This window comes from Colwellia psychrerythraea 34H (assembly GCF_000012325.1).
In the GTDB taxonomy this organism is placed as follows: domain Bacteria; phylum Pseudomonadota; class Gammaproteobacteria; order Enterobacterales; family Alteromonadaceae; genus Colwellia; species Colwellia psychrerythraea_A.
This window is the reverse complement of sequence record NC_003910.7, coordinates 1,168,057-1,180,355: the sequence shown is the minus strand read 5'-3', so window position 1 is coordinate 1,180,355 and position 12,299 is coordinate 1,168,057. Positions and strand designations below refer to the sequence as shown.

Annotated in this window: 10 protein-coding genes; 4 read left to right on the top strand and 6 right to left on the bottom strand. The window is 38.9% G+C overall.

The annotated features are described in order from the left end of the window. Positions 1-6 precede the first annotated feature (6 nt). Positions 7-708, bottom strand: a complete 702-nt coding sequence (locus tag CPS_RS05140) for a glutathione S-transferase (protein WP_041736691.1) — start codon at positions 706-708, stop codon at positions 7-9. Between the two features lie 144 nt (positions 709-852). Here CPS_RS05140 and CPS_RS05135 point away from each other — a divergent pair, with 144 nt between their 5' ends. Next, positions 853-3,204: a peptidase U32 family protein gene (locus tag CPS_RS05135; RefSeq protein WP_011041992.1), complete on the top strand. Its 2,352-nt coding sequence runs from the start codon at positions 853-855 to the stop codon at positions 3,202-3,204. Between the two features lie 491 nt (positions 3,205-3,695). After that, positions 3,696-4,325 carry an rRNA large subunit pseudouridine synthase E gene (locus CPS_RS05130; protein WP_011041991.1) on the top strand — a complete coding sequence of 210 codons (630 nt, stop codon included), beginning with the start codon at positions 3,696-3,698 and terminating at the stop codon, positions 4,323-4,325. Positions 4,326-4,385: 60 nt separating this feature from the next. On the opposite strand, the gene CPS_RS05125 is transcribed toward CPS_RS05130, so the two are convergent. Beyond that, positions 4,386-5,195, bottom strand: a complete 810-nt coding sequence (locus tag CPS_RS05125; protein WP_011041990.1) for a sulfite exporter TauE/SafE family protein — start codon at positions 5,193-5,195, stop codon at positions 4,386-4,388. A 302-nt stretch (positions 5,196-5,497) separates the two neighbouring features. Between CPS_RS05125 and CPS_RS05120 the strand changes: the two genes are divergently transcribed. Together CPS_RS05120 and CPS_RS05115 are read left to right on the top strand one after the other, a co-directional pair. After that, positions 5,498-6,487 carry a DUF1852 domain-containing protein gene (locus CPS_RS05120; protein ID WP_011041989.1) on the top strand — a complete coding sequence of 330 codons (990 nt, stop codon included), beginning with the start codon at positions 5,498-5,500 and terminating at the stop codon, positions 6,485-6,487. A 91-nt stretch (positions 6,488-6,578) separates the two neighbouring features. After that, entirely contained in the window at positions 6,579-7,622 is a 1,044-nt protein-coding gene (locus CPS_RS05115; protein ID WP_011041988.1) for a methionine synthase, read from the top strand. A gap of 205 nt (positions 7,623-7,827) precedes the next feature. Here CPS_RS05115 and CPS_RS05110 read toward each other — a convergent pair whose 3' ends face one another. From CPS_RS05110 to CPS_RS05095, 4 genes are all read right to left on the bottom strand, one after another. Continuing rightward, the gene (locus CPS_RS05110; RefSeq protein ID WP_011041987.1) at positions 7,828-8,442 is read right to left on the bottom strand and encodes a LysE family translocator; all 615 of its coding nucleotides are present in this window, start codon (positions 8,440-8,442) and stop codon (positions 7,828-7,830) included. A gap of 447 nt (positions 8,443-8,889) precedes the next feature. Continuing rightward, positions 8,890-9,537: a cob(I)yrinic acid a,c-diamide adenosyltransferase gene (cobO, locus tag CPS_RS05105; protein ID WP_011041985.1), complete on the bottom strand. Its 648-nt coding sequence runs from the start codon at positions 9,535-9,537 to the stop codon at positions 8,890-8,892. 423 nt (positions 9,538-9,960) lie between these two features. Beyond that, a complete protein-coding gene (locus CPS_RS05100) occupies positions 9,961-11,373 on the bottom strand; it encodes a cobyrinate a,c-diamide synthase (protein ID WP_238383591.1) in 1,413 nt (470 codons plus the stop codon). Between the two features lie 56 nt (positions 11,374-11,429). Further along, a complete protein-coding gene (locus tag CPS_RS05095) occupies positions 11,430-12,059 on the bottom strand; it encodes a hypothetical protein (protein ID WP_011041983.1) in 630 nt (209 codons plus the stop codon). Positions 12,060-12,299: the final 240 nt, after the last annotated feature.

Sequence of the window (12,299 nt, the reverse complement as noted above, 5' to 3'; positions counted from 1 at the left end):
TTCTCATTAGTTAACGCCAAATAAAATATCTTGCTGGTTATCTAGCCACAAAGGATGTTTAGCCATCACTTTCGTAAAAACAGGGCTCTGCAAATAGCTATTTAACCATCGCCTTACCCTAGGGTAAGGTGATTGCAAATACCACTGACGCTCAACGCGAGCAAACTGTCGAATGAAAGGTACTAGCGCAATATCCGCCAAACTTTCTTTATCTGACATTAAGAACATATGCTCAGTTAAACGTTGTTCTAATTGTTCAATATACTGCTGACAAACGACTCGGCACTGGGCAATATTATCTTCTTGATAACGCTTAGCGCACTTGTAAGCTTCTAAACTGGTTTTAAAACCATTATCGAATTCATTAATAAGTGAGAGCATTTCAGGTAATGCGCCCTCTTGTTGACAATGAAGCAGATCATCAGGATCCGTTTGTTGTAATGCCCATAACATTACCTCTAAACTTTCTTCGATTACCGTGCTATTAGCTAGCACTAATACTGGCACTGTGCCTTTAGGTGAAACTGCTATCATTTCTGCTGGTTTATGACTTAATACCAAATCTCGTAGTAATACCGCCTGCTTCGCTTTAAAAATAGCGAGTCTTGCCCGCATGGCATAAGGACAATTTCTTAGCGAATAAATAATGGGTAACATACTCGTGTCATTAGTCTTTTTATTACTTTTTTCATGAAAAGTGTCATTCATTGATAGGGTATTCCAGTACAGTAATTATTAATGATCATACAAATCAGAATAAATAAGCGACTTAAACGGTATTCATTGCCTCATTTTACCAGTAAAATCCCCCCTTTGAAATTTAACCGCCGTTTAATTGGCTAAAGTTGTAAAATGAGTCCTAAAATAGAATTATTAGCCCCAGGTGGTGATATCGACGCGATCAAAGCAGCCATTATTGCTGGCGCAGATGCGGTGTACTGCGGTTTAGATACCTTTAATGCTCGAAATAGAGCTGCTAATATTTCTTTTGATGAACTCGTTGGAATTATTAGACTTGCACATGAGTATGAATGCCAAATATTCTTAACGCTCAATATCATTATTCTAGAGCGAGAATTTAAAACGCTTGCTAAATTATTAAGTAAATTGGCGAACACCACGCTCGATGGTGTCATTGTGCAAGATTTGGGCATGCTTTATATCCTTAATAAGCATTTCCCTACTCTAGATATTCATGCCTCAACGCAATTAACAACCCATAACATTGGTCAAATCCCCTTTTTGAAAAAGCTGGGTGCTTCACGTGTTAACTTATCTCGCGAATTAGACTTAAAAGAAATCAGCGCCATTACTGCCGTATCACAAAAAGAAGAAGTACTTACCGAAGTATTTGTGCACGGCTCATTATGTGTTGCCTTCTCAGGTTTATGTTATTCCACCTCAGCAAGTGTTGGTAATTCAGGTAATAGAGGCCGTTGTAGTCAAGCGTGTCGTGAAGAATATAAACCGACCGAATCAGGTAATAAATTTCCATTAAACATTAAAGACAACTCGGCATTTTTTGATTTACCAGCCCTAATCGAAGCAGGTGTTCATTCATTCAAAGTTGAAGGACGCATCAAGGGTGCTAGTTATGTGCATACCGTTATTGATAGCTTCCGTAAACAAATAGACGGATTTGTAGAAACAGGCGAATTACTTGAAGATGGCGAACGCCTTTACAAAGTATTCAACCGTGATTTTTCTAATGCCTTTTTACGTGGTGATTTAAACCAATCGATGTTTATTGAAAACCCGCGTGATAACTCTAAATACCACGCCATTGATAAAAGTAATGCTATTTCTGTCGTACAAATTCAAGACGTTGAACAAAGCTTAAATGATGAAAAAGAACAAATACACGCTGATGTATTTGATAAAATAAAACACCTAAGTATTGATAAACGTAAGCTGTCATTAGTATTCTCAGGTGAAGTAGGCGAACCATTAGCAGTAACCATAAAAATTAATGAGGCCCATGACCAGAAAATAACCCAAGGATTCAGTGAAGAAACGGTACAAGAACAAGTTCATGTTATGCATTCACAACGCGCACTTGTCGCGAGTGATAAAAACTGCATTGATCATAGTGCCATTGAAAAGCGCTTTAAAAGCTTCAATAACGCAGAATATAACTTAACTGAGCTAAGTACTGATGATATTCCAGCAAGTGCTACTATTCCTTTTAAAGAGCTTACTGCGCTTAAAAATAAAATAGCAGCTTTACTCAATGATGGTAAATCGGTATTAGCTGAAGTGGAGTTACCCAAACTAGTACGCCATGCTAAAAAAGAAACTGGTGCAAAATTATCGCTGTTAATATGCGATGAAAATGACATCAACCTTGGCGATGTAACTGATGCCGACATCTATTTCAAACTGCCTGATGCGTATAAACGTGGCTGTACTAAATACGTTAGCTTTTTCCAAGAAAACCCTCGTCTTATTCCATGGTTCCCGTCGGTATTAATTGGCAAAGACTACGATGTTGCGGTAAATATCTTAGAACAAGTTAAGCCTAAGTTAATCGTCACCAATAATACAGGTATCGCCAATAGAGCCTTTGAGTTAGGAATCGAGTGGATTGCAGGTCCTTTCTTAAATACCACCAACTCCTATGCATTATTAGCGATGAAAGAGAGCTTTAACTGTAGCGGCGCCTTTATTTCAAACGAAATAAACCGTCAACAAATGAAAACTATCGCCCGTCCTGAAAACTTCAAAATGCTCTACAGCGTTTACCACCCTATTTTATTAATGACCAGCAGACAGTGTTTCTTCCAGCAAAGTGTTGGTTGTGAAAAGCCACGTATTGATAATGGTTGTATGTTGTCGTGCGATAAATCAACGAGCATTACTAATCTTAAAGGCGTATCTTTTGCTATTGATAAACAAAAAGCCGGCTATCCAAGTATTTATAATAAAGATCAATTTTTAAATACCGAAATTATCCAAGACCTAACGCAGTTATTTGATGGTTTCATGATTGATTTAACTAATATTGGCGCTGGTGATAAAGAATCACCTGATAAAACAGTGCTCATCAAACAATTTGAACAATTACTTAACAATGACAGTAACAAAGAAAATAGCGAATCGGTTGGTTACTCAAATACATTATCAAGCGAGCAAACAGAAGCACAAAATGCGTTAAACTCACTAGTGCCAGATTCAACCAATGTGCAATACCATAATGGTCTGTAATTAACTCTGCTGTGATTAATCGAATTTTAAGAGAAATTGAACAATAAAAAAGCTGCTAGCATATACCCGATCCATTTGAATATGCTCGTTTCAGGAAGTCTGAGCGATTCATAATCAAGGCACATTTTTTATTGAGGGTTGTTCAGGAGCATATGCTCCTGCATTCTCTAATAAGCTACTTCCATGTAGCGTCCTTAAAAATAAATGTAACGCAGAGTATTATTTGCTCAGCCTTCCCCAAGGGGGCTGTTGTAGAAACGCTTTATGCTGCGTTATTGATTTCGACAATAGAATAACTATTCTCTTCAATCAATGCCTTGTCTAAAGGCGTTTCTGATCCCAGCTGAATCCTGCATCTTCAAGTGGAACGGGTATATACCTGTTAATGGCTTTTAAGTTCATTTCTATCACACTTAGCAGAGCCAGTGCATCTAACCCAGACTAACCGTATAATGCGATACCACTAAGACTTTACGATCAAGACCAAGTTAATGCCTACCACTAACCAAAGCAGTTTAACAGAACTCGCTAAGCCTACTGAAAATCACCAGCACTTCAAAATATTTAAGCCATATGGTTTTTTAAGTCAGTTTGTACCCGAATCACGCAAGAAGAAACATCTACTAGGCGAACTATTTAATTTCCCCGATAAAACGATGGCCATTGGGCGATTAGATCACGACTCTGAAGGGTTATTATTACTCACAACTGACGGGATGATGAGCTACAAAGTCAGAGACAAAAGTATAGTAAAAGAGTACTACGTACAAGTAGATGGAGAGATCACGACAGACGCAATATCACAGCTGCAAAATGGTGTTGAAATTGGTATCAATAGCACTAAGTATCTAACCATGCCTTGTAAAGCATTCAAGCTGGACTGTGAACCTCAACTCCCCGCACGTGGTCGTAAAATCCGCGATCCGAAACATGGCCCTACTAGCTGGATCTCTATAACGCTCTGTGAAGGAAAAAATCGTCAGATAAGAAAAATGACGGCTGCCGTGGGCTTTGCCACATTAAGACTGGTCAGAGTTCGAATTGGCAACATAGGTATCGATAACTTAATTGCCGGTGACGTTGTTGCGCTACCTAATTTTGGCGCTGCACTTAATCGCTAACGCATTACGCATTACGCATACTCCTTTATTCTTCAGAACACCAACTCGATAACCTTCCCTTTAATTAATTATCATATTTGCAGCCATAACTAACAATAACGCCGAGAATATTCTTTTAATCGTTGAAACGGGTAAATAATGTGTCGCTTTTGCGCCTAACGGCGCGGTAAACCAAGAAGTACACACAATACCTAATAAGGCAGGTAAATAGACAAAGCCAGCAAAACCATCGGCTAAAGCAAAATAAGCACTACCTGAGCTGATGTAACCTATTGAACCAAATAATGCGATGACAATGCCGCAAGCAGAAGCACATCCTATGGCTTTTTTCATATCCAGTGAGAAGAACGTCAACAAGGGCACTAAGAGTGCACCACCACCGATACCTATCATGGCAGACAAGCCACCGGTAATCGTGGTAAAAAAGGTTAACAGACCTTTATTAGGTAGTTGACGTTTGCTAGGAGCATCACTTTTACTGCTGTAAAACATTTTCACCGCAATAAGTACCACAGTCACGGCAAACACGATTCGAACAACTTGCTCTGGTAATAGTGCCGCTATAAAACCACTGATAAGCGCGCCGAGGGCAACGCCCGTCATTATCCAAGGGGCTAGGTTCCACGGCACATTACCATTTTTATGATGAGCTATTGCTGAAGAGGTTGATGTGAACAATATTGACGCCAATGATGTTGCAATGGCAACGATAACCACCTGCTCTGTTGGTAAAACGTCAAAGTATAGTAAAAGACTGCTCAGCACAGGAACAATAACTAATCCTCCGCCAATACCTAACAACCCCGCCAAAAATCCTACGCCACTGCCAAGTAACGCGCAGTATATAATCAATAATATTAATTCATTCATTCAATTTACTTCTTTATTTACTCTAGGGATTATTTACTACATAACTGCTGTTATGTTCACATTATGCTAATTAATATAACTGAAAAACATCCGAACATTCAATTAGATAAGACATGAATATTTCTCATGTACGGTGTGAAATAAATGCGCTTTTAATCATGCATCTATCCAAGTATAAATCCTACTCAGCTATTAATTCTCGACAAAATCACCATTGATTCTTAGTTAGGTTAGAAGCACAAATCAAATAAGACTGTGAAGATGACTGATTAAGAACATTAGAAAATAGGATACGGATCACAATGAATAAAGATTTCAGCTTTACTATCAAGAGCATTTGTCTCGATGAAAATTATCACCCGTCAGACAAGACGCGTATCACTACTAACTTTGCTAATTTGGCAAGAGGAAGCTACCGTCAAGCAAACTTACGCAACGCTTTAAAGATGATTGATAATAGTTTTAATGCCTTGGCGCATTGGGATAACACCAAAGGAGATCGTTATTCTGTTGAACTTGAAATCATTTCCGTTGATATCGATATTAAAGGTAGTGGTCAAGCTTTCCCATCGATTGAAATATTGAAAACGAATATTGTCGACCATCAAACTAACAAACGCATTGAAGGCATTGTAGGGAATAATTTCTCCTCTTATGTGCGAGATTATGATTTTAGTGTATTACTGTTGGATCATAATAAGGATCAACCTAAATTTAGCATTCCAAATAACTTTGGCGAACTACATGGCAAACTCTTTCAGTATTTTGTTAATTCAGATGTTTATAAACAAAATTTTACTAAAACACCTGTTATATGCCTCAGTGTTTCGGATACCAAAACCTATCATCGAACTGAAAATCAGCATCCGGTATTGGGTGTTGAATACCAGCCAAATGAATCTTCTTTAACTGAGCAATATTTCAAAAAAATGGGCTTACAGGTTCGTTATTTCATGCCGCCAAACAGTGTTGCGCCTTTGGCTTTCTATTTCTTTGGTGATTTACTTAATGATTACACTAGTCTTGAGCTTATAAGCACTATTAGCACGATGGAAACTTTCCAAAAAATATACCGACCTGAGATTTATAATGCGAATGCTGTGGCTGGAAAATCCTATCAACCAAACTTAAAGAACCTAGATCATTCATTAACTCAAATTGTTTATGATCGAGAAGAGCGTAGTCAGTTGGCTAATGAGCAGGGAAAGTTTACTGAGGAACACTTCATTAAACCGCACCAAACTGTACTTGAGCAATGGTCTGCTAGTTATGTTAATAGTTACGCTCAATAGCTAGGTTAAATACTTACCTTCAATCATTACGTTCAATACTTACCTCAATAAAAAAGTTCAAAAGTTAACCCTTAATACGGCATCATTTATTATGAAAACTAATATCCTTAAAGCACTACTACCTACTTCCACTGCTGGCAGTTTACCTAAACCTGCTTGGCTTGCAGAGCCTGAGACACTTTGGTCACCTTGGAAATTGCAAGGTGAAGAATTAACAGAGGGCAAACACGATGCATTACGTTTGTCATTGCAAGATCAACAGCAAGCAGGTATTGATATTGTCAGTGATGGCGAACAAACGCGCCAACATTTTGTCACTACATTTATTGAGCACCTCAACGGCGTTGATTTTGAAAAGCGTAAAACCGTTAAAATTCGTGATCGTTATGATGCAAGTGTACCAACAGTCGTTGGTCCGGTTAGTCGTCAAAAGTCTGTTTTTGTTGAAGACGCCAAGTTTTTACGCCAGCAAACCAAGCAACCGATTAAATGGGCCTTGCCTGGTCCCATGACGATGATAGATACGCTTTATGATGACCATTATAAAAGTCGCGAAAAGCTTGCTTGGGAGTTCGCCAAGATTCTCAATCAAGAAGCTAAAGAATTAGAGGCGGCTGGTGTTGATATTATCCAATTTGATGAGCCTGCATTTAATGTCTTTTTTGATGAGGTAAATGATTGGGGCATTGCTTGTTTAGAGAGAGCAATTGAAGGACTTAACTGTGAAACTGCAGTGCATATTTGTTATGGCTATGGTATCAAAGCCAATACAGATTGGAAAAAAACCTTGGGGTCAGAGTGGCGACAATATGAAGAAGCTTTTCCCAAACTACAAAAATCGAATATCGATATTATCTCACTAGAATGTCACAACTCTCATGTGCCAATGGAGCTACTTGAACTTATTCGCGGTAAAAAAGTGATGGTCGGCGCCATTGATGTGGCAAGCAATACTATTGAAACACCTGAGGAAGTAGCCAATACGCTACGAAAAGCACTTAAGTTTGTAGATGCCGACAAGCTCTACCCTTGTACTAACTGCGGCATGGCACCTTTATCTCATCAAGTAGCGAGAGGCAAGTTAAATGCATTAAGTGCAGGTGCGGAAATTGTTCGAAGAGAACTGTCGACCTAGGCCATGATTGATAGCTTTGCTGTCTATAGAATGAAAGTAGACTACGTCTTTACGCTGTAAATAGCCCAGTCCTTTTGTCGGGCGAACTGTCGTTAAAAGATATAGTCGCTTCCAACAATAAACATCAATGCTATCTCGGTTTTTACCTCGTTCACTGTTATGTTCAATTGGTAGCTGGTTAAGGGAGTAAAACTCCCCTTCTTCGCTAATTAATGACTACACGTACTGCAAGTAATAGTAAAACTATGCCAGTAATTTTATCAATAATATGACTATTCGCTTTCAATTTTTCCAATACGGGCCCTCTTGTTAAGCCAAAGACCACAAGGCAGTACCATAGTGTATCGAGCCCACCAACGGTAAAAATCATAATTAATTTATGGGTTAAGCTGGCATTAACATCAACAAACTGACTGAATAAGGCTAAAAAGAATATCGCCAACTTAGGGTTTAAAAAGGCCAATAAAAAACCGTCGCGCCAGCCATTTATACGTTTATCGTTTTGCCCTTTTACAACATCAAGGTCAATATTACTGCCATTGCTTTTTAGCGCGTTGAAGGCCAAATAAAGTAAAAAGGCGGCACCTGTATACTGAATAATTTGAAAAACTATGGGTGACTGGACAATCACAAGGCCAATGCCGGTTACCGCAATAGCCGCATACAAGCCAACACCAAAGCCATGACTGATGGCGGTAGCTAAACCCGGTTTATGGCCACCCAACATAGTATTACGCACAACTAATGCCAATGAAGGACCGGGTGATAATGCTCCTAACACACAGATAACAACTAACGATAACCACAACTCTAAACTCATAACTCATTCTACTATTTGATTAAAATTACACTTAATTAATACCAATTTGCTTAATTAAATGAGCTACTTTTTCATAAGAAAAATGAGCAGATAGTTATGCAGATTGGTACGGATACGGATATATACCCGCTCTACTTGAAGATGCTCGTTTCAGGAAGTCTGAGCGATTCATAATCAAGGCGCATTTTTTTATTAAGGGTTACTCCCTTAAAAAGAAATGCAACGCAGAGTATGATTAGCTTAGCCTTCCCCAAGGGGCTGGTTTAGAAACGCTTTATGCTGCGTTATTGATATTAAGAAGGGAACAACCATTCTCTTCAATCAATGCCTTGCCTAAAGACCTTCAAATTCCAGCTGAATCATGCATCTTCATGTGGAACGGGTATATGCTTATCTAACCATAAAAATCGGTAATAAAAAACAGGCAACTTACTATAAAGAAGATGATTACCAATCAAGGCCCTTTTGCGCCTTTACCCCAGCTTTAAATGCATGCTTTATTGGTTGTACTTCTGAAACGGTATCAGCCAGCTCTACCAGTCGGCGGTGACAGGCACGTCCAGTAATTAATACATGCTGCATTTTAGGCCGATTATTTAGTGCGTCGATAATATCATCTAATTCAATGTAACCGTACTTGACCATGTAGGTCATTTCGTCCAGTAACACGATATCAAGGCTTTCATCCTTCAACATCTCTTTACTTTTTTGCCACGCAACTTTGGCTGCAATGGTATCTGTTTCAGTATTTTGTGTTTCCCAAGTAAAACCCGTACCCATGACATAGTGTTGAACATCGAATTGCTTTAAAATATTCATTTCGCCACATTCCCACTTAGTGCCTTTAATAAATTGCACTACACCTGCTTTTTGTCCATGGCCAATAGCGCGTAATACCGTACCAAAACCAGAGGTACTTTTACCTTTACCATTACCAGTTATCACAACCAATACACCGCGTTCTTCGGTGGCTTGAGCAATACGTTTATCGACATTTGCTTTAATCTTTTTTTGTCGCTCAATATGTTTTTGTTCTTTAGCTTCAGCTAATTCATCTTGTTTTTCAATTTCAGTATCTTTTTTAATATCATTCATCACTTTCTCACTCTCTATTTATTCATAGCAATTAGAAAACACACCACGTTTTTATTATTTTTCATTACTAATCAAGATTAACTTACCTGTTTCAGGGGCGAGATACACTTGCCCTATAGATTGATAACCTTCTTGGCTATACAGCTTTTTTTTAAGGCTTCTGGCGCTGAGGTTAGCTCTTTACCAACAAAGTCTACCGGCTGAATTTTGGCCGACGACTATTTACTTGCTGAAGACTATTGATTAACTGCGGACTGCTGATTTACCTAAAAATGTTGTTATAAATATGGACTTAACGCGACAAGTACCGCGATCAATCCCTACGAAAAAACGAGCATAATATCAATTAAGTTTGCTAACGGACTTAAAGGCTGTTTTGCTTGACTGTCTAACTGGCTGCTGCGCCATTACTAGAGCTAACGACTACAAGTAACGTGCTTTATCGAAAATTCGTAACGTTAGACTCGGGTTGCTTGGGAAATACCAATGCATATATGAAGCTAAAATATTGTTGTGTTGGTAAACATACTCGCCTGCACGCTCACTTGGATGATGAGTAGTTTGACTGCTAGGCTCTAATTCAATCTCGGCGCAAGAGTAATGGAAGCTATGCCCTCGCATAATGTTGTCTGCGCTATCTTCAGCAGCATCAGCAAATGAGGGTAAAGGAACCCATTGCGATCCAATGGCCGCAAGTTTTTTCTGCATAGTGGCTTTACCCGGCATAAGACCTAGCATTGAAAACTGTTGCCCTTCCATATCGGTAAGCTGTTCAAGCAAATACAACATGCCACCACATTCAGCAACAATGGGTTTATTACTGGCAGAAAATGCTCTTATATCACTAAGAAAAGTTACATTGTTCATGAGTTGTTCGGCATAAAGCTCAGGGTAGCCACCTGGAATATATAAGATATCGCCATCAGGTAAATGGACATCAGCCATTGCCGAGCAATAAATTAATTCCGCTCCTGTTTGCGTTAAGAAGGCAATATTGGCGGCATAAATAAAGCTAAAAGCACTATCTCTAATGATAATAATGCGCGTACCCGCTAATGCACCTTCAATAATGTTTTCTTGGTTATCATCTTCTTGAGCAAAAAACTCAACTTGCGACGGTAACTCTGTTAAACCGGTATTAGCAATGTGACTGGCCGCTTTATCAAGCTGAACATCAATATCACTAAGTTCTTGTGCTTGCACTAAACCTAAATGACGCTCGGGTAATGTTATGGTGTCATCTTTAGGAATTCTGCCATAGAAACGAAACGCTTTAGGTAAACTAACACTGAGTAATTCTGCATGACGTTCGGTATTTACTCGATTTGCAATTACGCCTGAAAAGGGCAAGTCTTCGCAAAATTTTGCTAAACCAAAGGTCACTGCAGCAAAGGTTTGTGCCATCGCTTTTGCATCAATTACGCCCAGTACTGGGATATTAAAATACTTAGCTAAATCGGCACTGCTGGGTGTGCCATCAAACAGCCCCATAACACCTTCAATTAAAATAAGATCTGAATCCATAGCCGCTCGATGCAGCAAAGCTCGACAACCTTGCTCCCCGACAAGCCACAAATCTAATTGATACACTAACTCACCACTGGCTTGGCGTAATATCATGGGGTCAATAAAATCGGGACCGACTTTAAACACAGTGACTTTACGCCCTTGAACACGATGATAACGCGCTATTGCGGCTGTTACAGTCGTTTTACCTGAGCCAGAATGTGGTGCGGCAACAACAAGGGCCGAACACATAACACCACTGCCAATTTGCTGCTCTGGCTTATGTTGGAATGCTGTATTTTGAATTACTTTATTTTTTGCTGATGACATTAAATTTGCCTTTAAAACACCTGTAATATGAACTTAGCCGTTGTGAGAGTAACCGACTAAAGTTTGCCGCTGTTATTAGCACTTTCACTAGCCGCAGTACTGGTATTTATCGCTTTGTCAGTGAAAAAATGACTGACAGTAAAATCAATAACAACCGCCGAAATCACATAGAAAACAGGATTAGAAATAGATTTAAAATAGTACTTATCAACACGTGTGCCATATTCTGCCCACGATAACTCTGGGAACTTACCCGACAGTGTGTAATAGCTACCATTTGAAATAAAGAAGGCAATTGAACTGGCAATAAATAAAGCGAGTGCCACTTTAATAATATTGATTTGCCAACTATTTTTTTGCCAGTTTGGTTTGCTGTAATAGCCAACCGTAAACATAGCGCCATAACTTAGCACTAACATAGGGTAAGAAGAGGTGATGCAATCGCCAAACTGACCGCGAGAATAGGATGAAGCCAAATCGATGGTGATTGATAAAGTATAAAAAAACCAGAAGGCTTTAATATTTCTCAAGTACATTCCTGCGAGGAAAAAAATTGCAATTGATGCGCTTGGCAGGTGATTTAAACTGGTAAAGTGATGTGTACGAGTGGCAAGCATAAGTAATGTTAACAAGGCAAATACAGCGATAAGCAAGCTAACAGGAGATGTTTGGTTGACTGATTTCATAACGTTCCCGTTGTCAAAAATGTACAAAAGAGTAACGGTGTAGGAAATCAAAGTCAGTAAATGCTAAGGAGCAGGCCTACGCTATATCCTATATGATAAAACGCTATCAACAACTCAATCATCGAGCAATCAATAGGTAAAATCAATAGTCAGGTAAATCAATAAACCCGTGTTCATGCGTTAACGATCACTCTTTATAGCTATTAATTGCTGTAATTCAGCGCATTTACTTTTCTCTGA

Coding starts and splice junctions, on each gene's coding strand:
- CPS_RS05120 (WP_011041989.1), top strand. CDS start 5,498: ATGAATAAAGATTTCAGCTTTACTATCAAGAGCATTTGTCTCGATGAA.
- CPS_RS05110 (WP_011041987.1), bottom strand. CDS start 8,442: ATGAGTTTAGAGTTGTGGTTATCGTTAGTTGTTATCTGTGTGTTAGGA.
- CPS_RS05100 (WP_238383591.1), bottom strand. CDS start 11,373: ATGTCATCAGCAAAAAATAAAGTAATTCAAAATACAGCATTCCAACAT.
- CPS_RS05140 (WP_041736691.1), bottom strand. CDS start 708: ATGAATGACACTTTTCATGAAAAAAGTAATAAAAAGACTAATGACACG.
- CPS_RS05130 (WP_011041991.1), top strand. CDS start 3,696: ATGCCTACCACTAACCAAAGCAGTTTAACAGAACTCGCTAAGCCTACT.
- CPS_RS05095 (WP_011041983.1), bottom strand. CDS start 12,059: ATGAAATCAGTCAACCAAACATCTCCTGTTAGCTTGCTTATCGCTGTA.
- CPS_RS05115 (WP_011041988.1), top strand. CDS start 6,579: ATGAAAACTAATATCCTTAAAGCACTACTACCTACTTCCACTGCTGGC.
- cobO (WP_011041985.1), bottom strand. CDS start 9,537: ATGAATGATATTAAAAAAGATACTGAAATTGAAAAACAAGATGAATTA.
- CPS_RS05135 (WP_011041992.1), top strand. CDS start 853: ATGAGTCCTAAAATAGAATTATTAGCCCCAGGTGGTGATATCGACGCG.
- CPS_RS05125 (WP_011041990.1), bottom strand. CDS start 5,195: ATGAATGAATTAATATTATTGATTATATACTGCGCGTTACTTGGCAGT.